Annotated in this window: 19 protein-coding genes; 11 read left to right on the forward strand and 8 right to left on the reverse strand. The window is 60.8% G+C overall.

Translation table 11 applies throughout. The features are described 5' to 3' along the window. The first annotated feature begins 148 nt into the window (after positions 1 to 148). The 4 genes from edd to BW43_RS03645 are packed head-to-tail and all read left to right on the forward strand — an operon-like array spanning position 149 to position 5,181. Positions 149 to 1,975, forward strand: a complete 1,827-nt coding sequence (gene edd / locus BW43_RS03660; RefSeq protein ID WP_032890858.1) for a phosphogluconate dehydratase — start codon at positions 149 to 151, stop codon at positions 1,973 to 1,975. Next, entirely contained in the window at positions 1,972 to 2,928 is a 957-nt protein-coding gene (locus BW43_RS03655) for a glucokinase (RefSeq protein ID WP_032890859.1), read from the forward strand. The genes edd and BW43_RS03655 overlap by 4 nt, the downstream gene beginning before the upstream one ends. A 17-nt stretch (positions 2,929 to 2,945) precedes the next feature. Next, entirely contained in the window at positions 2,946 to 3,722 is a 777-nt protein-coding gene (locus tag BW43_RS03650; protein ID WP_185168276.1) for a response regulator transcription factor, read from the forward strand. Continuing rightward, complete coding sequence (locus BW43_RS03645; RefSeq protein ID WP_032890861.1) at positions 3,712 to 5,181, forward strand: ATP-binding protein; 1,470 nt, start codon at positions 3,712 to 3,714, stop codon at positions 5,179 to 5,181. Before BW43_RS03650 ends, BW43_RS03645 begins: the two co-directional genes overlap by 11 nt. 120 nt (positions 5,182 to 5,301) lie before the next feature. Here BW43_RS03645 and BW43_RS03640 read toward each other — a convergent pair whose 3' ends face one another. Next, entirely contained in the window at positions 5,302 to 6,231 is a 930-nt protein-coding gene (locus tag BW43_RS03640) for an AraC family transcriptional regulator (protein WP_032890862.1), read from the reverse strand. Between the two features lie 328 nt (positions 6,232 to 6,559). Between BW43_RS03640 and BW43_RS03635 the strand changes: the two genes are divergently transcribed. Next, entirely contained in the window at positions 6,560 to 6,901 is a 342-nt protein-coding gene (locus BW43_RS03635) for an antibiotic biosynthesis monooxygenase family protein (protein ID WP_032890863.1), read from the forward strand. A gap of 44 nt (positions 6,902 to 6,945) precedes the next feature. Next, the gene (locus BW43_RS03630; protein ID WP_032890864.1) at positions 6,946 to 7,191 is read left to right on the forward strand and encodes a hypothetical protein; all 246 of its coding nucleotides are present in this window, start codon (positions 6,946 to 6,948) and stop codon (positions 7,189 to 7,191) included. A gap of 125 nt (positions 7,192 to 7,316) precedes the next feature. Here BW43_RS03630 and BW43_RS03625 read toward each other — a convergent pair whose 3' ends face one another. After that, positions 7,317 to 7,949 carry a flavin reductase family protein gene (locus BW43_RS03625; protein ID WP_032890865.1) on the reverse strand — a complete coding sequence of 211 codons (633 nt, stop codon included), beginning with the start codon at positions 7,947 to 7,949 and terminating at the stop codon, positions 7,317 to 7,319. A 191-nt stretch (positions 7,950 to 8,140) separates the two neighbouring features. Between BW43_RS03625 and BW43_RS03620 the strand changes: the two genes are divergently transcribed. Further along, complete coding sequence (locus tag BW43_RS03620) at positions 8,141 to 8,896, forward strand: membrane protein (RefSeq protein WP_032890866.1); 756 nt, start codon at positions 8,141 to 8,143, stop codon at positions 8,894 to 8,896. A 54-nt stretch (positions 8,897 to 8,950) separates the two neighbouring features. On the opposite strand, the gene BW43_RS03615 is transcribed toward BW43_RS03620, so the two are convergent. From BW43_RS03615 to BW43_RS03600, 4 genes are all read right to left on the reverse strand, one after another. Beyond that, entirely contained in the window at positions 8,951 to 10,270 is a 1,320-nt protein-coding gene (locus tag BW43_RS03615) for an MFS transporter (protein WP_032890867.1), read from the reverse strand. 165 nt (positions 10,271 to 10,435) lie between these two features. Then, positions 10,436 to 11,770, reverse strand: coding sequence for a sigma-54 dependent transcriptional regulator (locus BW43_RS03610; RefSeq protein ID WP_032890868.1), 1,335 nt, complete (start codon positions 11,768 to 11,770; stop codon positions 10,436 to 10,438). Continuing rightward, on the reverse strand, positions 11,764 to 13,530 hold the full coding sequence (locus tag BW43_RS03605) for an ATP-binding protein (protein WP_032890869.1): 1,767 nt from the start codon (positions 13,528 to 13,530) through the stop codon (positions 11,764 to 11,766). Before BW43_RS03605 ends, BW43_RS03610 begins: the two co-directional genes overlap by 7 nt. Positions 13,531 to 13,635: 105 nt before the next feature. Beyond that, positions 13,636 to 15,159 carry a fumarate hydratase gene (locus tag BW43_RS03600; RefSeq protein WP_032890870.1) on the reverse strand — a complete coding sequence of 508 codons (1,524 nt, stop codon included), beginning with the start codon at positions 15,157 to 15,159 and terminating at the stop codon, positions 13,636 to 13,638. A gap of 218 nt (positions 15,160 to 15,377) precedes the next feature. On the opposite strand from BW43_RS03600, the gene BW43_RS03595 reads away from it, so the two are divergent. Both BW43_RS03595 and BW43_RS03590 read left to right on the forward strand, forming a co-directional pair. Then, positions 15,378 to 16,310 (forward strand): iron-sulfur-binding ferredoxin reductase, encoded by a 933-nt coding sequence (locus BW43_RS03595; protein ID WP_032890871.1) that lies wholly within the window; start codon positions 15,378 to 15,380, stop codon positions 16,308 to 16,310. A gap of 30 nt (positions 16,311 to 16,340) precedes the next feature. Beyond that, a complete protein-coding gene (locus tag BW43_RS03590) occupies positions 16,341 to 17,090 on the forward strand; it encodes an enoyl-CoA hydratase-related protein (protein ID WP_032890872.1) in 750 nt (249 codons plus the stop codon). A gap of 63 nt (positions 17,091 to 17,153) precedes the next feature. On the opposite strand, the gene pyk is transcribed toward BW43_RS03590, so the two are convergent. Next, positions 17,154 to 18,605 (reverse strand): pyruvate kinase, encoded by a 1,452-nt coding sequence (pyk, locus tag BW43_RS03585; protein ID WP_032890873.1) that lies wholly within the window; start codon positions 18,603 to 18,605, stop codon positions 17,154 to 17,156. A 175-nt stretch (positions 18,606 to 18,780) separates the two neighbouring features. On the opposite strand from pyk, the gene BW43_RS03580 reads away from it, so the two are divergent. Both BW43_RS03580 and BW43_RS03575 read left to right on the forward strand, forming a co-directional pair. Further along, positions 18,781 to 19,155 (forward strand): hypothetical protein, encoded by a 375-nt coding sequence (locus tag BW43_RS03580; RefSeq protein WP_032890874.1) that lies wholly within the window; start codon positions 18,781 to 18,783, stop codon positions 19,153 to 19,155. A gap of 225 nt (positions 19,156 to 19,380) precedes the next feature. Continuing rightward, entirely contained in the window at positions 19,381 to 19,740 is a 360-nt protein-coding gene (locus tag BW43_RS03575) for a PilZ domain-containing protein (RefSeq protein ID WP_032890875.1), read from the forward strand. A 61-nt stretch (positions 19,741 to 19,801) separates the two neighbouring features. Here BW43_RS03575 and BW43_RS03570 read toward each other — a convergent pair whose 3' ends face one another. After that, entirely contained in the window at positions 19,802 to 21,133 is a 1,332-nt protein-coding gene (locus BW43_RS03570; RefSeq protein ID WP_032890876.1) for a DUF58 domain-containing protein, read from the reverse strand. Position 21,134 lies beyond the last annotated feature (1 nt).

Raw genomic sequence — 21,134 nt, forward strand, 5'->3', positions numbered from 1 at the left:
TAGTGGCAATATTTTGTTCAATCTACAACGAGTGACCTGAATCAACTGGTCCGATGATTCAAACGACACCCTGCCATCCCATGAGCTGCGGGCGTTTGATCAGCATAGACACTCAGGTCGCCACATCCGTTAGCCTGGAGTTCTACACATGCATCCCCGCGTTCTTGAGGTCACCGAACGGCTTATCGCCCGCAGCCGCGCCACCCGCGAGGCTTACCTTGCGCTCATTCGCGGCGCCGCCAGCGACGGTCCGATGCGCGGCAAGCTGCAATGCGCCAACTTTGCCCACGGCGTGGCCGGTTGCGGCACCGAAGACAAAAACAGCCTGCGCATGATGAATGCCGCCAACGTGGCAATTGTTTCCTCATATAACGACATGCTGTCGGCGCACCAGCCGTACGAACATTTCCCTGAACAAATAAAGAAAGCTCTGCGTGAAGTCGGCTCGGTCGGCCAGTTCGCTGGTGGTACGCCTGCAATGTGCGACGGCGTGACCCAGGGCGAGCCGGGTATGGAGCTGAGCCTGCTCAGCCGTGAAGTCATTGCCATGTCCACGGCGGTGGCGCTGTCCCACAACATGTTCGACGCCGCACTGATGCTGGGCATCTGCGACAAGATCGTCCCCGGCCTGATGATGGGCGCGCTGCGCTACGGTCACCTGCCGATGATCTTCGTACCGGGCGGCCCAATGCCGTCGGGTATCTCCAACAAGCAGAAAGCCGACGTGCGCCAGCGCTACGCCGAAGGCAAGGCCACTCGCGAAGAGCTGCTGGAATCGGAGATGAAGTCCTACCACAGCCCCGGCACCTGCACCTTCTACGGCACTGCCAACACCAATCAATTGCTGATGGAAGTGATGGGCCTGCACTTGCCGGGCGCCTCATTCGTCAACCCGTACACGCCGCTGCGTGACGCGCTGACCCGTGAAGCCGCGCATCAGGTTACGCGCCTGACCAAGGCCAACGGCAACTTCACGCCGATCGGCGAGATCGTCGACGAGAAATCCATCGTCAACTCCATCGTCGCCCTCAACGCGACCGGCGGGTCCACCAACCACACCCTGCACATGCCGGCCATCGCCATGTCGGCAGGCATCATCCTCACCTGGGACGATATGGCTGACCTCTCCGAGGTGGTGCCGACCCTGTCCCACGTGTATCCAAACGGCAAGGCCGATATCAATCACTTCCAGGCGGCGGGCGGCATGTCGTTCCTGATCCGTGAGCTGCTGGAAGCCGGCCTGCTCCACGAAGACGTCAACACCGTGGCCGGCAAGGGCCTGAGCCGATACATCCAGGAACCGTTCCTGGTCGACGGCGAGCTGGTTTGGCGTGACGGTCCTATCGAAAGCCTCGACGAAACTATTCTGCGCCCCGTGGCCCGTGCGTTCTCGCCGGAAGGTGGTCTGCGCGTGATGGAAGGCAACCTCGGCCGCGGTGTGATGAAAGTCTCTGCTGTAGCCCCAGAGCACCAGATCGTCGAAGCGCCGGCGGTGGTGTTCCAGGATCAGCAGGATCTGGCCGATGCGTTCAAGGCTGGTCAGTTGGAAAAAGATTTCGTCGCGGTGATGCGCTTCCAGGGCCCGCGCTCCAACGGCATGCCCGAGCTGCACAAGATGACGCCGTTCCTGGGTGTGCTGCAGGACCGTGGTTTCAAGGTGGCATTGGTGACAGACGGGCGTATGTCCGGCGCGTCGGGTAAGATTCCCGCCGCGATTCACGTCAACCCCGAAGCCCAGAGCGGCGGGCCGCTGGCGCGAGTGCGCGATGGCGATATCATTCGTGTGGATGGCGTTACCGGCACCTTGGAGCTTAAGGTGGACGCCGAAGAATTTGCAGCGCGCACGCCTGCCACGGGCCTTCTGGGCAATAACGTGGGGGCCGGCCGCGAGCTGTTTGGATTTATGCGCTTGGCCGCAAGCTCCGCAGAGCAGGGCGCCAGCGCCTTTACCTCTGCCTTGGAGACGCTTAAGTGAAGTTAGCGCTGGTCGGTGATATCGGGGGTACCAACGCCCGTTTTGCAGTGTGGCGGGATTCGGCACTGCATTCGATTCGCGTGCATGCCACGGCGGATTACCCAACCCCTGAAGAGGCGATCAAGGTCTATCTGAAGGAAGAGGGCCTGGAAATCGGGGACATCGGCGCGGTGTGCCTGTCGGTGGCCGGGCCGGTGAGTGGCGATGAATTCAAATTCACCAACAATCACTGGCGCCTGAGCAAGACGGCGTTCTGCAAGACCTTGCAGGTGGATGAACTGCTGCTGGTCAATGACTTCTCCGCCATGGCCCTGGGGATGACCCGCCTGCAACCCGACGAATTTCGCGTGGTTTGTGAGGGCACGCCGGAGCCGTTGCGCCCGGCGGTGGTGATCGGGCCTGGCACTGGCCTGGGCGTCGGCACACTGTTGGACCTCGGCGCAGGTCGTTACGCGGCGTTGCCGGGGGAGGGCGGCCACGTCGACCTGCCCCTGAGCAGCCCTCGGGAAACCCAGTTGTGGCAACACATTTACAACGAGATTGGCCACGTCAGCGCTGAAACGGCGTTGAGCGGTGGCGGCTTGCCGCGTCTGTACCGCGCGATTTGTGCGGTGGACGGTCACGCGCCTGTGCTCGACACGCCCGAAGCCATCACGGCTGCAGGCTTGGCCGGCGACCCGGTGGCGATGGAGGTGTTGGAGCAGTTCAGCGTCTGGCTGGGCCGAGTGGCGGGCAACAATGTGCTGACCACCGGTGGACGCGGTGGTGTGTATATCGTGGGTGGGGTGATTCCGCGGTTTGCCGACTTTTTCATCAACAGCGGCTTTGCCAAGAGTTTCAGCGACAAAGGCTGCATGAGCGACTACTTCAAAGGTATTCCGGTGTGGTTGGTGACCGCGCCGTATTCCGGGTTGACCGGGGCGGGTGTGGCGTTAGAGCAGGCATTTGCTTAGGCAGTGACCTGCCCCCGATGAGGCCATCAAGAACACCCCATAACAACAAGGAGGACCCCGTGAGCGTAATCAGTAAATCGATTCTCCTCGTCGACGACGACCAGGAAATCCGCGAATTGCTGCAAACCTACCTCAGTCGCGCCGGTTTCCAGGTGCGTGGCGTGCCGGATGGCGCGGGGTTCCGCCAGGCGATGAACGAGGCACCGTGCGACCTGGTCATCCTCGATGTGATGCTGCCGGACGAAGATGGCTTCAGCCTCTGCCGTTGGATCCGCCAGCACCCGCGTCAGGCGCAGGTGCCGATCATTATGCTCACCGCCAGTTCTGACGAAGCCGACCGCGTGATCGGCCTGGAACTGGGCGCCGATGACTATATCGGCAAGCCGTTCAGCCCTCGCGAGTTGCAGGCGCGGATCAAGGCTCTGTTGCGGCGCTGCCAGTTTGGCCAGGAGCGCAGTGGGAGTGGCGATGTGCTGGTGTTCGATGAATGGCGCCTGGACATGATCAGCCATCGGCTGTTCCACGTGGACGGCGAGGAAGTGATTCTCTCCGGTGCCGACTTCGCACTGCTCAAGTTGTTTCTCGACCATCCGCAACAAATTCTCGATCGCGACACTATCGGCAACGCCACCCGTGGCCGCGACCTGATGCCGCTGGACCGCATCGTCGACATGGCGGTCAGCCGCCTGCGCCAACGCCTGCGCGACACCGAAAAGCCCCCGAGGCTGATCCGCACCGTACGTGGCAGCGGTTATCAACTGGCAGCCAGCGTGGTTGCCGGCAATGTCCACTGAGCCGGTGACCGAACGCCGGCGTCGTTTCCCGGTACCGCGCTCGCTGCTGGGGCGCATGCTGCTGCTGACCTTGCTTGCGGTGTTGTTCGCCCAGGCGTTGTCCAGCGTGATTTGGGTTTCGCAGTTGCGTGCTACCCAGCTTGAGGGCCTGGTCACCAGCGCTCGCAGCCTGGCCCATTCGATGACCGCCAGTGTGAGTTACTTCCGTTCGTTGCCGGTGGCCTATCGTCCGCTGGTTCTCGACCAATTGCGTAGCATGGGCGGCACCCGGTTTGTAGTCACTCTTAATGACCGTCCGCTGGACATGCAGGTATTGCCCGAAACCCCACGCAAGCAGGCGGTGCTGGTGGCCGTGGACGAAGTGCTGCGCCAGACCCTGGGCGCCGACGTGCACATCTCGGTGGAATTCGTCAGCGCCGAAGACCTGCGCATCTTCAACGCCGGCCTCAAGCTCGATGAGTTGCCGCGCTCTTGGGCCCATTACGCGCTGACCCTGGAACCGGTAAACCCGCCGGTGCTGGTGACCCAGATCCAACTCGCCCCCGGCGAATGGCTGTACATCGCCTCGTTGCTGCCTGAGCCCTACACCAGCCTTGAAGAACAGGGCCTACCGTCCCAGCAGGTGTGGTTTATCGTGTTGACCAGCGGTTTTCTGCTGTTGTTCATTGGCCTGCTGGTGCACTGGCAAAGCCGCCCCCTCAAGCGCTTGGCGCGGGCGGCGCGAGACATGTCTCTCGGCGCCGATGTGGAGCCGGTGGCCGAAGGCGGCGGCAGTGAAGTGGTGGAAGTGGGCCGCGCGTTTAATGCCATGCGCGAGCGCATCAGCCGCTATTTGACCGAGCGCAGCCAACTGTTCAGCGCGATTTCCCACGACCTGCGCACACCGATCACCCGCCTGCGTCTGCGTGTGGAACTGCTCGAAGACGAAAACCTGCAAACCAAATTCGGCCGTGACCTGGATGAATTGGAGTTGCTGGTGAAGGGCGCGCTGCAATGTGTGAAAGACACCGATATCCACGAGAACATCCAGCCGGTCGACCTCAACCATGTGCTCGAATGCTTGGTAGAGCCTTATGTGGCGCCAAACGGTAACGGCCGTGTGACCCTGGATGGCGCTGCATTGGCGACCTATCCGGGCAAGCCGCTGGCGCTCAAGCGGTGTATCGGCAACCTGATCGATAACGCGTTGAAGTACGGGCAGAACGCGCATTTGCATATCGAGGATGATGGTGCGCAGTTTGTCCTGCACGTCGACGATGAAGGTCCCGGCGTGCCGGAGCAGCGTTTGGAACAGGTATTCGAGCCGCACTTCCGCCTGTCCGGGCAGCAGCAGGGCTATGGGTTGGGCCTGGGGATTGCGCGCAATATTGCCCACAGCCATGGCGGTGAAGTGAGTTTGCAGAATTTGCGGGAGGGGGGCTTACGGGTGACCCTGCAACTACCGCGCACCCTGGATTGAATGCTCGCGGACCCATGTGAGAGGGGGCTTGCCCCCGATGGCAGTGTCTCAGTCAGGTATCTAAAGCAGACCCACCGCTATCGGGAGCAAGCCCCCTCCCACACTTTGATCTTCATTCGGTCAGATGCTTTGGCGCAGGCGGGCCAGATCCCGCAGCGGCGGCGCCCCAAACAATCGGCTGTATTCCCGACTGAACTGCGACGGGCTTTCATACCCCACCCGATACCCCGCCGCTGATGCTTCCAGCCCTTCGGCAATCATCAATCTGCGTGCTTCCTGCAAGCGCAACTGCTTCTGGTACTGCAAGGGGCTCATGGCGGTGATTGCCTTGAAGCGGTGGTGCAAGGTGGAAACGCTCAGGTTCACTTCCTTGGCCAGATCATCAATGCGCAGCGGTTGTTCGTAGTTGCCATTGAGCCACTTGATCGCTTGGCTCACCCGATGGCTCTGGCTGTTGGCTACGGCAATTTCATACAGGCGATAACCCTGCGGCCCACGTAGCAAGCGGTAAAGAATTTCCCGGTTGATCAGTGGGGCCAGCATGGCGATGTCTTTGGGCGTATCCAGCAAGCGCGCCAGGCGCAGCACCGCGTCGAGCAATTGGTTGTCAATCCGGTCCACGTACATGCCGCGTGATGTCGGGCGTGTGGGTACGCCCATGGGGCCGGCTTCAGCGATCAGGGCGGTGAGCTGCGCCGGGTCGATATTGATCCGCACCGACAGGTTCGGATCGTCGGGCGTGGCGTCGATGATCCGCCCGGCCACCGGCATCGCCACCGAGAACACCAGGTAATTGAGCGGGTCGTAGGCAAAGATTTCATCCGCCAGGCGCACTTCCTTGCTGCCGTTGGCAAGGATGCACAGCGCGGGTTCCACCAGCACCGGCATAAAGTCGCGTGGCGTGTTGTGGCGGTTCAGGTAGAGCGACGTGATCGCGGTACCGTAGGAGCCATCTTCCCAAGTATGCCTGTGCACGATACTGGCCAGTTCGGCACGCTGCTTTTCCATCTCGGCATCGAGAGGAATGGACTGATATTCGGGCGACGACATGAAGCGTCCTCTGCAGGCGGCTTTGATGGGGTCAGCTTAGCGTCGGCTTTTCAAATAGTGTTAGGTCGATTCTGCACAATCCTTGCCTGATCCTGCGGCATATCGCCAATCAGGCAAGCGTGAGGCCTGTCATCTCCCTGAAATACTGCGTTTGTGCATGGCGCAAAACCAGTGGGCCGAGTACCCGGTTTACGCTTCTCGCAGGATTGTGCAATAAGCCGGCAGGAATCGACTAACCGCGCCTACCTGCGCGCCGTTATCTTTGATCCTGTGGCAGCACACCCTCACCGTGTTTGCCGAGCATCACTTCTCAACGGGAGAGTCGAACATGTCCACCCCCATTCCCGCGAGCCATATGGCCTTTATCCGCGCCCGCACCGGGTGCAGCACCGAACTCGGTGCACGCTTGAGCAGTTTGATCGAACCGGGTCGCCAGGCTCAGGGTTGTCTGCAATTCTCGTTGCAGCATTCCCAGGTCGATCCCGATGTGTGGTTGGTCTCGGGTTTCTGGAGCAGCGAGCAGGCGATGAGTGCTTACTTCAGCTCGCCGGCCCTGATGATCTTTACCGAGCTGTTGAACGACATGGTGGTGCGCAGCATGGATTTCCAAACCTTCACCGACGCATCCGCCACTAACGCCTATGGCGAGTACCTGCAACTCGCTGGGTGAACAGGTTTAGAATGGCCGCCTTTCCATTGGCCAGGACCTGCAACATGGCACGTAAACAATTTGCCCACCACGAAGCCGTATCCGCCGTAGTACCGGGTGAAGGGGGCTACAGCGCCGCCGTCGCCGTCAAGGCACTGGATGGTATGGGGGCACCGAAGTTTCACAAGATCCTGGATGGACAGACGTTCAAGACAGCCTCCGACGCCGATGATGCAGCCACTGTGCAGCTTGAGCGGTTGATCGGTGTGGATGAAGAGGGGCAGCTGACCTGGGCGAGCGCCGCCATCTGAACAACGCCGACAATCTAATGTGGGAGGGGGCTTGCCCCCGATAGCAGTGTGTCAGTCAACAAAGATGTTGAATGTGCCATTGCCATCGGGGGCACGCCCCCTCCCACATTTTTGTTGTATTTCAGTCAGGGTTTGCTGGCGCCTGGGCGATACATCTTGAACAGCGCATCCGGTCCCAGCTGGAAGTAGTCTGCCGGGCCACCGCCACGCAGGATCGGCTCGGCGGCGGCGGTGTCGTAGATGCCATCCTTGAGCAGCCACTTGGCAATGTGCACCGCGACCACCTCGCCCAGCACCAGCCAGCTCGGCACCAACCCTTTGTCGGCGCGTTGCAGCTGGATAATCTGCGTCACCTTGCATTCGAATGACACCGGGCTTTCGCCCACCCGTGGCACGGCGATGATTTTCGAGGCCACCGGCGTCAGGCCGGACAACTCGAACTCATTCACCTCCGGCGAGACCGCCGCGCAACTCTGGTTCATCTGCTCGGCCAGCGGGCGGGTAGCCAGGTTCCACACGAACTCGCCGGTCTGTTCGATATTGTTCAGGCTGTCTTTGCGCCCGACACTGGAAAACCCAATGATCGGCGGAATGTAGTTGAACGCATTGAAGAAGCTGTAGGGCGCCAGGTTCAGGCGGCCTGCGCTGTCGTGCGACGAGATCCAGCCGATTGGCCGTGGACCAACGATGGCGTTGAACGGGTCATGTGGCAGGCCGTGGCCGTTGGCGGGTTCGTAGAAATGGATATCGTCAGACATGAGCCGGGGTTCCTGCTACGCAATTCTGGGAGGCGGTCATAGTGCAACCCGTGGCAGCGAATTTCCATCAAGCCATGGAATTTTCATTCATCGCCCACCTATTTTTCACAGCGGCCCGTTCAGTCTGCGCACAAGGTCGACACCCCTATAAGTCGGCCATCGAAAGACTGAGCTTCGGAGCCTTCTACCTTATGAATAAACTTCCTCAGATCACCCTGGCGTTCTGGGTCATGAAAATCTGCGCAACCACCTTGGGCGAAACCGCCGGGGACTTGTTGTCGATGACCCTGAATGTCGGTTATGCGATCAGTTCGATGATTTTGATCAGCGTGTTCCTGGTCACCCTGGTGACGCAACTCTGGTCCAAAACCTACAACCCGGTGCTGTACTGGATCGTGATTTTGTCCACCAGCACTGCGGGTACCACGATGTCCGACTTCATGGACCGTACCCTGGGGCTGGGTTACGCCACTGGGTCGATGATCCTGATTGTGATCCTGATGATCATTTTTGCGCTGTGGCACCTCAGCGGTGACTCGCTGAACGTGAACAAGGTGCAGACCTTCCGGGGTGAGTTGTTCTATTGGATGGCGATCCTGTTCTCCAACACACTGGGCACCGCATTGGGCGACTTCCTGGCGGATGATTCGGGTCTCGGCTTCGCCGGTGGTGCCTTGTTGATTGGCTCGACCATCGCTGCGGTGGTGGCGCTCAAGTACTTCACCCAAATCTCGTCGGTGTTGTTGTTCTGGGTGGCGTTTGTGTTGACCCGGCCGTTTGGTGCAACCCTGGGCGACTTCCTGACCAAGCCCCATGAAAAGGGCGGATTGGATTTCGGCACCATTGGATCATCGGCGGTATTGGCGGCGGTGCTGGTGGTGATGATTGCCGGAGCGTCGTATGCGCAGCGGCGGTATGGGCGCAACGAGGTGGCGGAACTGTCCTGATTAACCCAGCGATGTAAAACCAATGTGGGAGGGGGCTTGCCCCCTCCCACATGTTTAGTCCGTGGTAATCCGCGAATGTTTGCGGGTGTCTTTCATGGTCACGTAGACCATCAGCGACACCGCGATACACGCAGTCACGTACCAGTAGTAGCCGGTTTCCATCCCGATGCTCTTGAACCACAGCGCGATGTATTCAGCTGTACCGCCGAAGATCGACACGGTCAGTGCATACGGCAGGCCCACGCCCAGGGCACGGATTTCGGTCGGGAACAGTTCGGCCTTCACCACCGCGTTGATCGAGGTGTAGCCACTGACGATGATCAGCGCAGCCATGATCAGGAAGAACGCGCCCCACCAGGACTGGATGGTGTGCAGGGTGGTGAGGATAGGCACGGTGAACAGGGTGCCGAGGATGCCGAAGGCGATCAGGATCGGACGACGGCCGACTTTGTCGGACAGCCCGCCGATGATGGGCTGCAGGCACATGAACAGAAACAGCGTGGCCGCCGAGATGGTGGTGGAGTCGGAGATGCTCATCCCGACGGTGTTCACCAGGTATTTCTGCATGTAGGTGGTGTAGGTGTAGAACGCCAGGGTGCCGCCCATAGTCAGGCCGACCACGGTCATCAGTTCCTTGGGGTGACGCATCAAGGTGCGCATTGCGCTTTCCTTGGCTTTTTCTTTCTTGGTGAAGGACTCGGTTTCTTCCATGCCACGACGCAGGTACAGCGCGACGACTGCGCACAGGGCGCCGATGGCGAACGGGATACGCCAGCCCCACGCGTACAGTTGCTCGGTGGTGAGTACCTGTTGCAGCACGATCAGCACCGCCAGCGCGATGAGCTGGCCGGAGATCAGGGTTACGTACTGGAAACTGGAGTAGAAGCCGCGACGTTCCTTGGTCGCCATCTCGCTGAGGTAGGTGGCGGAGGTGCCGTATTCGCCGCCGACTGATAGCCCCTGCAGCAAACGGGCAAACACCAGCAGGATGGGCGCACCGATACCAATGGATTCATAGCCCGGGCTCAGGGCAATCAGCAGCGAGCCGAAGCACATCAGGTAGACCGAGGCCATCAGGGCTTTTTTACGCCCGACCTTGTCGGCGTACAGGCCCATCAGCCAGCCACCGATCGGGCGCATCAGGAAGCCCACGGCGAAGATCGCGGCGGTGTTGAGCAGTTGGGCGGTGGTGTCGCCTTTCGGGAAGAAGGCTTTGGCGAAGTACAGCGAGAAAGCGGCGTAGACGTACCAGTCGTACCACTCGACCATGTTGCCGACCGATCCGCTGAAGATCGATTTGATGCGGCTGGAGGTGGTGCGTTCTTTTGCCGGCGCTGCCGCCGACCCCAGAGGCAGGGAGTTGGAGTTATCCATTGAAGGATCCTTCATCTAGTTGTTTTTATGGAGCGGCGCGAGCGCTGCCTGGCTGGGCTATAGCAGGAGCTGTGCCAGGTAGATGAAGGCCCGATCTAGAAGGGTTTGCAGATTTTTTTGAGCGGAAACTTGCTGAAGATTCGGGGCGAATGAGCGGAAATCCGCTCATTCGTCCTTGAGGAACATGTCCCGTGCAAGGCCATGGCGCTGCATCTTTTCATTGAACGTCCGGCGGGGCAGTTGCAGCTCCGTCAATACCGCCTTGATATCGCCCTTGTGCCGGGTCAAGGCGGCCTTCAGGCAATGGGCTTCGAAGGCTTCCTGCTGCGCAGCCAGTGATTGCCCGGCCTCGATGCCCTCCGACTCCGGCTCGCCAAGGCCTAATACCTGACGCTCGGCGACGTTGGCCAGTTCACGCACATTGCCGGGCCAGTCGTGGCTGAGCAGGCGCCCCAAGGCTGGGCCGCTCAACGGCTCGGGCGTGCGGCCTAAGCGTTCGGCAGCGCTGTGGGCAAAGTGCTCGTACAGCAGCGGAATATCTTCACGACGCTCGCGCAAGGGCGGCAGGCGCAATTGTGCGACGGTGAGGCGATAGGCCAAGTCTTCGCGAAAGCGTCCGGCGCGGGCCTCTTCGAGCAGGTCAGGCTTGGTCGCGGCAATGATGCGCAAGTCCACATGGATGCTCTGGTTGGAGCCCAGTCGTTCCAGTTTCTGTTCTTGCAATACCCGCAACAGTTTCACTTGTTGGGCCAAGGGCATGCTTTCGATTTCATCCAGGAACAGCGTGCCGCCGTGAGCGTACTCCAGCTTGCCGATGCGCTTGCCCTGGGCGCCGGTGAACGCGCCGCTTTCGTGGCCAAACAACTCGGCTTCAAACAACTGCTCGGGAATTGCCGCGCAATTGAGCGCCACAAACGGCTTCTTGGCCCGCGGGCCGAAATCATGCAGGCAGCGCGCGACCAGTTCCTTACCGCTGCCGGTCTCGCCACGGATCAACACGTTGACTGGCAAGCTGGCCAAGTCGAGCACCTGGCGGCGCAGATTCTGCAACCCGCGGGACACGCCGAGCAGGCTGGATTCAAGCTGCGAGCGGTGATCGGCCTGTTGATGCAGGCGACGGTTTTCCAGGATCAGCCCGCGTTTGTCCAATGCACGTCGCAGGCTGTTGAGCAGGGCCTCGGGGCTGAAGGGTTTTTCCAGGAAGTCGTAGGCGCCGTCGCGCATGGCTTCGACGGCCATCGGCACGTCGCCGTGACCAGTGAGCAATATCACCGGCAAGTCGGCGTCGCGGCGCTGTACTTCGGCGAGCAATTCCAGGCCGCTGAGACCAGGCATGCGCACGTCGCTCAGGATCACACCGGGAAAGTCTTTGGGCAGATGCGCCAGGCATTCCTCGGCGCGGCTGAACAACTGCACCTCAAACCCGGAGAGACTCAACCACTGCTCCACGGCCGTGCGAATGCTGGCTTCGTCATCGACCACAATCACCGCATTCAGCATAGGTCCGGCGTCTCCAGCGCGATGGGCAAGGTCAGGGTGAAAGTCGCGCCGTCGCCCTGGTTATCGGCGATCAGGCGTCCACCCAGTTCGTGCACGATAGCGAAGGACACCGCCAGCCCTAAACCGAGGCCGTCACCCACCGGCTTGGTGGTGAAGAACGGATCGAACACGTTGTTCAGGTGTTCTTCGGGGATCCCGCCGCCGCTGTCGCTGACGGTCAAAAGCCAAAGCTGTTGGTCGGCGTGCAGGCGGATCTCAAGGCGCTTGCGCGGTTTGTCGGCCATGGCGTCGAGGGCGTTGCGCAGCAGGTTGATCAGTACTTGTTCCAGGCGGATGGCATCGCCGCGCACCCAAGCCGGGCGTGTCAGGTCCAGCACGACGCCAATGGCTTCATCGCGCAGGCGCGCGTCGAGCAGATGCAGGGACTGGTCGACCACCGTGGCCAGGTCCAGGCGTTCGCGCAGGCCACTAGGACTTTTGCGAGCGAAGGTCTTGAGATGGCCGGTGAGTGCGGCCATGCGCGTGAGCATGTCGTCCAGCGGCGTGAGCGCCTTGTAGGCGTCGTCCACACGGCCGTGATCCAGCAACAGGCGCAGGGTAGCAAGCTGCATGCGCTGGGCCGTGAGTGGCTGGTTGATTTCGTGGGCGAGGGCGGCGGACATCTGCCCCAGCGCCGCCAGCTTGGCCGATTGCACCAAACCATCCTGGGCGGTGCGCAGGGCCTGGGTGCGTTCTTCCACCAGTTGCTCCAGCTCTTCACGGCTACGCTGGCGCAAGCGGGCCAGGCGCCAGCGTTGGCTCAGGAACAGCGCGAGGAACACCAGTGCCAGCCAGGAACCGGCGGCGGCCAGTCCCGCGTTGCGTTGGTCTTCAAAAGGAAATTGCGGTTTGCGCAGCAGGTGCAGGGTCCAGCCTTCTGCCTTCAATGGCAGGGATTCCCAGATGTATTGGGCGCTGCCGTCGGGGCCGTTGACGCGCATCAGGTGACTGTTTTCGTCGAAGCGCTGCAGGGTGTCGGTTTCCAGCGCCAGCAGTTGTTTCTTGTCGTACTGGCGGGTGGCCTTGAGCTCAGCGAGGTCATTGGCCGATAGCGGCCGCAGGTTCCGATAGCGCCAGCCAGGCTGGTTGGCAATGAACACGATGCCACGCGCATCGCTGACCAGCAGCAAGTCATTCCCCTGGGCCCATTCTTGCTCAAGCTCAGGGAACTCCAGCTTCACCACCATGGCGCCAAGGAACTGCTCGTGTTCATCGAGCACTGCGCTGGAAAGGAAGTAACCCGGAATCCCGGTGGTCACACCCACCGCGTAAAAGCGCCCGGTGCCCTGGCTTTTGGTCTGGCTGAAATACGGCCGAAATGCATAGTTGTGCCCGACGTAACTGCTTGGCAGCGCCCAGTTGCTGGCAGCCACGGCCAGGCCGGTGCGGTCCATCAATTCCAGGGTGGACGACTGCGCGGCGCCGTTGATGCGTTCGAGCTTGCGGTTAAGCGCGTCTTGGGTAGCGGTGTCCAACGGGCCCTTTAACGCGCTGATCATTTCCGAGTCCAGTGCGAGCACGGCGGGCAGGGCGCGGTAGCGCTCGATCAGGGTGTGCAGCGAGTTGGCATATAACGCGAGCTGCTGGTTGGCGCGGGCGGCCTCATCCACGAGGGCCTGGCGTTCGGCCTGGCGCGTGGCCAATGCAGCGGCAAGCACCGCACCAGCGATGATCAACAGGGCGTAGAAGGTCAGGCGCAGGGGGCGAGGGATCGCGATCATACGGTGATGAGCAGGCACGTTAAGGGGCAAGCACCATACCACGCGCCATAAAAAAGGCGACTGGGCCATGGGGCCGCAGTCGCCTTTATCCTTGAGGGAAAGTGCTTACTGCACTTCTACCGCCAGGCTTTCACTGATCTTTTGCTGCCAGATGGCAGGACCGGTGATGTGCACGGATTCGCCTTTGCTATCGACTGCAACGGTGACCGGCATGTCTTTGACGTCGAACTCGTAGATCGCTTCCATGCCCAGTTCGGCGAACGCGACAACCCGCGACTTCTTGATAGCTTGCGCCACCAGGTAAGCGGCGCCGCCCACGGCCATCAGGTACACGGCCTTGTGGTCCTTGATCGCGTCGATGGCGGTCGGGCCGCGCTCGGATTTGCCGATCATGCCCAAAAGGCCGGTTTGCTCAAGGATCTGACGGGTGAACTTGTCCATCCGCGTCGCGGTGGTCGGGCCAGCCGGGCCAACCACTTCTTCGCGCACCGGATCAACCGGGCCGACGTAGTAGATGAAGCGACCCTTGAGGTCTACCGGCAGGGTTTCGCCCTTGTTCAGCATCTCGACCATGCGCTTGTGCGCAGCGTCGCGGCCAGTGAGCATCTTGCCGTTGAGCAACACGGTTTCGCCCGGTTTCCAGCTCTGGACTTCTTCCGGGGTCAGCGTGTCGAGGTTGACGCGACGAGCCGACGGGCCGGCTTCCCAGACGATTTCCGGGTAGGCGTCCAGCGGTGGCGCTTCCAGCGACGCCGGGCCCGAGCCGTCGAGCACAAAGTGCGCGTGACGGGTGGCGGCGCAGTTGGGGATCATGCACACCGGCAGGGAGGCGGCGTGGGTCGGGTAGTCCATGATCTTCACGTCGAGCACGGTGGTCAGGCCACCCAGGCCCTGAGCGCCAATGCCCAGTTGGTTGACCTTCTCGAACAGCTCCAGGCGCATCTCTTCGATACGGTTGGACGGGCCGCGCTTTTTCAGCTCGTGGATGTCGATGGACTCCATCAACACTTCTTTGGCCATCACTGCGGCTTTCTCGGCGGTGCCGCCGATGCCGATGCCGAGCATGCCCGGTGGGCACCAGCCGGCGCCCATGGTCGGAACGGTCTTGAGCACCCAGTCGACGATCGAGTCGGACGGGTTGAGCATGGCCATTTTTGACTTGTTCTCGGAACCACCACCTTTGGCCGCCACGTCCACTTCCACGGTGTTACCCGGGACGATGGAGTAGTGGATCACGGCCGGGGTGTTGTCCTTGGTGTTTTTACGTGCACCGGCCGGGTCGGCCAGGATGGATGCGCGCAGGACGTTTTCCGGCAGATTGTAGGCGCGACGCACGCCTTCGTTGATCATGTCGTCCAGGCCCATGGTGGCGCCATCCCAACGTACGTCCATGCCCACGCGCACGAACACGGTGACGATACCGGTGTCCTGGCAGATCGGGCGATGGCCGGTGGCGCACATGCGCGAGTTGATCAGGATCTGCGCCATGGAATCACGGGCTGCCGGCGATTCTTCGCGCAGGTAGGCCTCGTGCATCGCCTGGATGAAGTCAACGGGGTGGTAGTAGGAAATGAATTGCAGGGCGTCGGCAACGCTCTGAATCAGGTCGTCTTGCTTGATCACGGTCATGAGTCGCGCTCCTCTATAAGGGAACATTCAATAAAGGTGGGCTCAGTGGGGTACATCGGTCGGCTGAGCCCACCTTTCCAAGGCACGCCAAAGTGGTGCAGGCGCGACGCTAAAAAGGCGCGGCAGTATAACCCGACGCGGTGGCCGATACACCCGACTATGGTCAAACTGTCGCAGGCATGATTCCCTGTGTGCCTACCCTGTAATTGAGTCCTTATATGCCTGAACTGTACGTCGGCGAACGCCATTGGTCGGTAACTGCCGGCAGCAATCTGCTGGATGCCTTGAACCAGGCGGGTGTGGCCGTGCCCTACAGTTGCCGGGCGGGCAGTTGCCATGCATGTTTGGTGCGCTGCCGGGGCGAGGTCGAGGACAAGCAGCCCGATGCCCTGAGCACCGCGCAACGCCAGGACGGTTGGCGGTTGGCCTGCCAGTGCCAAGTGACGGGCGATCTGCAGGTCGAGGCGTTTGACCCGCTGCGTGACGGTTTGGCCGCCCTGGTGGTAGGTGCTGATTGGCTGAACTCGAATGTAGTGCGCCTGCGCCTGCAACCTGAGCGCGGTCTCCGTTATCGGGCTGGACAGCACCTGGTGCTGTGGGCAGGGCACGTCGCGCGGCCTTACTCCCTGGCGAGCCTGCCCCAGGAAGATGCATTTCTGGAGTTTCATATCGATTGCCGGCAGCCCGGTGAATTCAGTGATCTTGCCCGGCAGTTGCAGGTCGGCGATCACCTGCGCCTGGGCGAGCTACGCGGCGGCGCTTTGCAATACGATCCCGACTGGCAATCCCGGCCGCTTTGGCTGCTTGCCTCCGGCACTGGCCTCGGCCCGTTGTGGGGCGTATTGCGCGAGGCTTTGCGCCAGGATCACCAAGGCGCCATTCGTGTGATTCACCTGGCCCATGATGCCGACGGCCATTATCTGGCTGAACCCCTGATGGCGCTGGGTGCATGTCATCCGAACCTTACGGTGGAACTGTGGACCGCGGCCGAGTCGGCCCAGGCATTGGCGCAACTGCGGCTTGTTTCCCGGCAAACGCTCGCCTTACTCTGCGGACACCCCGCCAGTGTCGAGGCGTTTTCCAAGCGCCTGTTTCTGGCGGGACTGCCGCGTAATCAACTGCTGGCCGATGTGTTCCTGCCCCGTGGTTGAGCGCTGAAATCTACAGCCGCGAGACTCACCATGACCGACGCCATCCTGCTGCACCGCGAGCGCGGGTTGCTGACCCTGCAGCTCAACCGCCCGGAAAAGAGAAACGCCCTGACCCGCGCCATGTACACGCAACTGGCCGAGGCGCTGGAGCAGGCGGATGCCGACTCAGCGATCAGCGCCGTGCTGATCCAGGGCAGCAGCGAGTGTTTTACCGCCGGTAATGACATCGGCGATTTTCTTGAACTGCCGCCCAGTGATCTCGACAGCCCAGCGTTTCATTTTATGAAAAGCCTACTCAACTGCCGTAAGCCGGTGATCGCGGCAGTGGCGGGAGTCGCGGTGGGGATTGGCACAACCCTCCTGCTGCACTGTGACCTTGTTTACATCAGTCGCGATGCGCGCTTGCGTATGCCGTTCGTCAACCTGGGGTTGTGCCCGGAGTTTGGTTCGAGCCTGATCCTGCCGCGTTTGCTTGGGCATGCGAAGGCAGCTGAACTTTTGCTGTTAGGCGAGGGATTTACCGGGGAGCAGGCTGCCGCCTGGGGCATCGCCACTGAGGCGTTGGGCAGTGGTGAAGCGGCGTTGGCCAAGGCGCGGGAAATGGCCGAGCGTTTTGAAATTCTGGCGCCGGGGGCGGTGCAGGTGACCAAGCAATTGATGAAAAGTGTGGACCGTGATCAGTTACGCCAGGTCATTGAGGAGGAGGGCGCGTTGTTCGTCCAGCGCTTGAAGTCACCGGAGGCGATTGCGGCGTTATCGGGGTTTATCGCCAAACGCTAACCCACATGAAAAGCAAAAAGCCCCGCCATTCGCATGGCAGGGCTTTTGTTTTCAGCGTGTCACTCAGACCATTGGGTCGCCAACGTGCAGGATCTTCATGCCGTTGGTGCCGCCGATGGTGTGGTAGCTGTCGCCCTTGGTCAGGATGACCCAGTCGCCTTTCTCCACGACGCCACGCTTGATCAGTTCGTCGATGGCCGCTTGGCTGACTTCATGGGGCGGCAACGACGCCGGGTCGAACGGAACGGTGTACACGCCACGGAACATGGCCGCGCGGGCCTGGGTTTCGCGGTGAGGGGAGAACGCGTAGATCGGAACCGAGGAACGAATGCGCGACATGATCAACGGCGTGTAGCCACTTTCGGTCAAGGCGATGATCGCTTTGACGCCCGGGAAGTGGTTGGCGGTGTACATGGCTGCCAGGGCGATGCTCTGGTCGCAGCTTTCGAAGACCTTGCCGATACGATGGCTGGAGGTCTTGCTGGTCGGGTGCTTTTCGGCGCCGACACAGATGCGCGCCATGGCCTGCACAGCTTCCAGCGGGTACGGGCCGGCGGCACTTTCAGCCGAGAGCATCACGGCGTCGGTGTAGTCGAGCACGGCGTTGGCCACGTCGGATACTTCGGCGCGGGTCGGCATCGGGTTTTGGATCATCGACTCCATCATCTGGGTCGCGACGATCACCGCTTTGTTGTGGCGGCGTGCGTGCAGGATGATCTTCTTCTGGATACCGATCAGCTCGGCGTCACCGATTTCCACACCCAGGTCACCACGGGCAACCATCACGGCGTCGGACGCTTTGATCAGACCGTCGAGAGTTTCGTCGTCGGCCACGGCTTCGGCGCGTTCGATCTTCGCCACCAACCAGGCAGTACCGCCGGCTTCATCGCGCAGTTTGCGGGCGTATTCCATATCAGCGGCGTCGCGCGGAAAGGACACGGCCAGGTAGTCCACTTCCATTTCAGCAGCGAGCTTGATATCGGCCTTGTCTTTTTCAGTCAGGGCCGGGGCAGTCAGGCCACCGCCGCGACGATTGATGCCTTTGTGATCGGACAGCGGACCGCCGATGATCACGGTGCAGTTCAGTTCGGTCGGGGTGGCGGTGTCGACACGCATTACCACGCGGCCGTCATCCAGCAGCAACTCGTCACCGACGCCGCAATCCTTGACGAGGTCCGGGTAGTCGATACCCACGACGTCCTGGTTACCTTCGGTCAGCGGGTGGCTGGTGGAGAAGGTGAATTTGTCACCGATCTTCAGCTCGATACGCTTGTTGGTGAACTTGGCAATACGGATTTTCGGGCCTTGCAGGTCACCCAGCAGTGCGACGAAGCGGCCGTGCTTGGCGGCCAGGTCACGCACCAGCTTGGCGCGAGCCTTGTGCTCGTCCGGGGTGCCGTGGGAGAAGTTCAGACGGGCAACGTCCAAACCAGCCAGAATCAGCTGTTCGAGGACTTCCGGCGAGTTACTGGCCGGGCCAAGGGTGGCGACGATTTTGGTACGACGGACGGACATGCACAGACTCCTGAGTTCAAGCGCTGAGGAAGGCTACTATGCTCTTTGGTTGTAGTCATTGTTCGTTTGCACTACTTATCGCCGATTCACTTGTTTTCGCGCCGATTGAATAGATGAACATCTTTGAAGATTTTGGACGAGGGGTCGATACACTGCACAAGACAGGAGAACCTTCATGCGAATTTTGCTCATTGCTGCCCTGGCCGTCAGTGTTGTCGGCTGCACCCGCTGGTCGATGGACCACCATTTGAACAACGCCTACCGCGCTTACAAGGTCGGTGACTGCGAGCGTGTCACCTTGGAATTGTCCCAGGTCGACCGCGAGAGCCGCACCCGGCGTTATGTACAGCCAGAGGTCTCGATGTTGCGCGGGCAATGTCTGGAACGACAGAAACTGTTTGTCGACGCGGTGCAAACCTACCAATTCATCATTAATCAGTACCCGTCGAGCGAATACGCCTACCGAGCACGCGCAAGGTTGGACACCCTGCAACAACTGGGTCACTACCGCGGCGTGAGTGTTGCACAGCCGCGTCCAGCCTCATTGTGATGAGATTCGCCACTTTATAACTGGCCTCTTGCCAGTCTTGGGCTATTCTTTGGATGTCCGTTTGTATAGGTTTCTATTCAAATGGAGGCAGGGCCCGGATTCGGCAGCTGTCTAGTGACAGAGCGTTGTCTTTTGTCATACCGAGATCCAGGGAGAGCGAGCAATTACGCTTGTTCCGAATCACTGGACCGGCCACAACCATGGCCACTGCATGGCGATCTCACCATGTTTACCGACCGACGGATTGAGCGGCATCAACTACGTTATTTCCTCCAGGTGTTTAACCGTGTTACCGACAAGCCCATCGGCTATTTGGGCAACGTCTCTTGCGACGGGCTGATGTTGATCAGCGAGTTGCCCATGATGGTCGATGCTGATTTCGAGCTGCGCCTGAAAATTCCCGGGGCTGACGACACCTTCCATGCCATTGACCTCACGGCAACCTGCCTGTGGAGCCGTGAAGATATCAACCCGCAGCGTTACGACTCCGGGTTCAGCGTGCTTCAGGCTCCAGCGGAATATGGGCAACTGATCAAGTTGTTGTTGCGGTACTTCAGCTTTGACTCATTGCAGGCTTCAGCCTAAGAAGCAGCGAGCGGTCGACGCGGCTGGGGTGTTGCTGTCCAGCCGTAGTCGTACGCTTTTTTCAGAACACTCCCGCTTTCTTCCAATCCAGATAGCGTGTCACCAAGGCTGCTCCCATGTCTGATGGCAACGTATCCAACACCGACAGGCCGTGGGCGTTCAAGCGGTCGTGCAGTTCATTCCGGGTATTGAGGTAGTCGACAGTGCCGCTGTAGGCCAGGGCTTCGGGCAAGGTTTGCACAGGGGACTGGCGCAGTAGATCGAGCACTTCCTCTCGCATGCTGGCCACCATTACCCGATGTTGGCGACTGATGCGCTTGACGGCGCAGAGTAGCGCTTCATCGTCCTCGTCTCGCAGATTACTGACCACAATCACCAATGCCCGACGCTTTTGCCTAGAGAGCAGTTGACTGGCCGCCGCCTCGTAGTCGGCAGTTCGACGGGTGGTGTCCAGGTCATATACCGCATTGAGCAGCAGGTTCAACTGACTGCTCCCTTTGACAGGCGCCAAGTAGCGTGGCTGGTCAGAAGCAAAGGTGCACAACCCCACGGCATCGCCCTGGCGCAAGGCCACGTAACTGAGCAGCAGGCAGGCATTGAGTGCGTGGTCGAAATGGGACAGCTCATCATCCTGGCTGCGCATGCGTCGGCCGCAATCGAGCATGAACACGATCTGCTGGTCGCGCTCGTCCTGATACTCCCTTGCGATGGGGGTACGTTGCCGCGCCGTGGCTTTCCAGTCGATCTGCCGCAGGCTGTCGCCCTCACGAAACTCGCGCAGCTGATGAAACTCCAGCCCCAAACCGCGACGCTGACGTTGACGCACTCCCAGTTGACTCAACCAGTTATCCACCCCCAGCAGTTGTGCCCCGTACAGGCGAGCGAAGTCTGGGTAGACGCGGGTGGCATCCTCGACTTCGATGAAGCGCCTGGCGGACCAGAGCCCCAATGGGCTGGGCAGATGGATTTCGCAGCGGCTGAACGTAAAATGCCCTCGCCGCAGGGGCCGCAGGCGATAGCCCAGTTCACTGCGTGCACCGGGGCGCAACTCAATGGATTGGGGCATGTTCTCTATGCTCAACCCATCGGGGACGTGATCGAACACCTGAACCGTCAGCGCCTGCGAGGAGTCGTGTTCCAGGGCCAGACGTACTTCGCCCCAGCGACCCAGCGCCAGGCTGCCGGGCATATGCCGATGCACACGAGGCGACGGTCGACGGCGCAGTCGCGCGGCGTCCAGCAAGGCCAGCAGCAACAGCGCCAGGAGCAAGCCCCACGCCACCGAATGCAAGGTGGCGGGCACCTTGAACTGCAAGGCGGTTGCAGTGCCTAGCAGGATGCTCAAGCCCAGCAGTACGCCAAGCCAAACTGATAACAGGCGGGTCGGTTTCATG

This window comes from Pseudomonas sp. RIT357, assembly GCF_000632245.1.
Classification (GTDB): Bacteria; Pseudomonadota; Gammaproteobacteria; order Pseudomonadales; family Pseudomonadaceae; genus Aquipseudomonas; species Aquipseudomonas sivasensis.

What these genes read in the sequence shown, in the direction of transcription:
- BW43_RS03645 (WP_032890861.1), top strand. Translation starts at nt 3,712, where the DNA reads ATGTCCACTGAGCCGGTGACCGAACGCCGGCGTCGTTTCCCGGTACCG.
- BW43_RS03580 (WP_032890874.1), top strand. Translation starts at nt 18,781, where the DNA reads ATGCGAATTTTGCTCATTGCTGCCCTGGCCGTCAGTGTTGTCGGCTGC.
- BW43_RS03620 (WP_032890866.1), top strand. Translation starts at nt 8,141, where the DNA reads ATGAATAAACTTCCTCAGATCACCCTGGCGTTCTGGGTCATGAAAATC.
- BW43_RS03615 (WP_032890867.1), bottom strand. Translation starts at nt 10,270, where the DNA reads ATGGATAACTCCAACTCCCTGCCTCTGGGGTCGGCGGCAGCGCCGGCA.
- BW43_RS03635 (WP_032890863.1), top strand. Translation starts at nt 6,560, where the DNA reads ATGTCCACCCCCATTCCCGCGAGCCATATGGCCTTTATCCGCGCCCGC.
- BW43_RS03610 (WP_032890868.1), bottom strand. Translation starts at nt 11,770, where the DNA reads ATGCTGAATGCGGTGATTGTGGTCGATGACGAAGCCAGCATTCGCACG.
- BW43_RS03605 (WP_032890869.1), bottom strand. Translation starts at nt 13,530, where the DNA reads ATGATCGCGATCCCTCGCCCCCTGCGCCTGACCTTCTACGCCCTGTTG.
- BW43_RS03600 (WP_032890870.1), bottom strand. Translation starts at nt 15,159, where the DNA reads ATGACCGTGATCAAGCAAGACGACCTGATTCAGAGCGTTGCCGACGCC.
- BW43_RS03595 (WP_032890871.1), top strand. Translation starts at nt 15,378, where the DNA reads ATGCCTGAACTGTACGTCGGCGAACGCCATTGGTCGGTAACTGCCGGC.
- BW43_RS03590 (WP_032890872.1), top strand. Translation starts at nt 16,341, where the DNA reads ATGACCGACGCCATCCTGCTGCACCGCGAGCGCGGGTTGCTGACCCTG.
- pyk (WP_032890873.1), bottom strand. Translation starts at nt 18,605, where the DNA reads ATGTCCGTCCGTCGTACCAAAATCGTCGCCACCCTTGGCCCGGCCAGT.
- BW43_RS03640 (WP_032890862.1), bottom strand. Translation starts at nt 6,231, where the DNA reads ATGTCGTCGCCCGAATATCAGTCCATTCCTCTCGATGCCGAGATGGAA.
- BW43_RS03625 (WP_032890865.1), bottom strand. Translation starts at nt 7,949, where the DNA reads ATGTCTGACGATATCCATTTCTACGAACCCGCCAACGGCCACGGCCTG.
- BW43_RS03630 (WP_032890864.1), top strand. Translation starts at nt 6,946, where the DNA reads ATGGCACGTAAACAATTTGCCCACCACGAAGCCGTATCCGCCGTAGTA.
- BW43_RS03650 (WP_185168276.1), top strand. Translation starts at nt 2,946, where the DNA reads ATGAGGCCATCAAGAACACCCCATAACAACAAGGAGGACCCCGTGAGC.
- BW43_RS03570 (WP_032890876.1), bottom strand. Translation starts at nt 21,133, where the DNA reads ATGAAACCGACCCGCCTGTTATCAGTTTGGCTTGGCGTACTGCTGGGC.
- BW43_RS03575 (WP_032890875.1), top strand. Translation starts at nt 19,381, where the DNA reads ATGTTTACCGACCGACGGATTGAGCGGCATCAACTACGTTATTTCCTC.
- edd (WP_032890858.1), top strand. Translation starts at nt 149, where the DNA reads ATGCATCCCCGCGTTCTTGAGGTCACCGAACGGCTTATCGCCCGCAGC.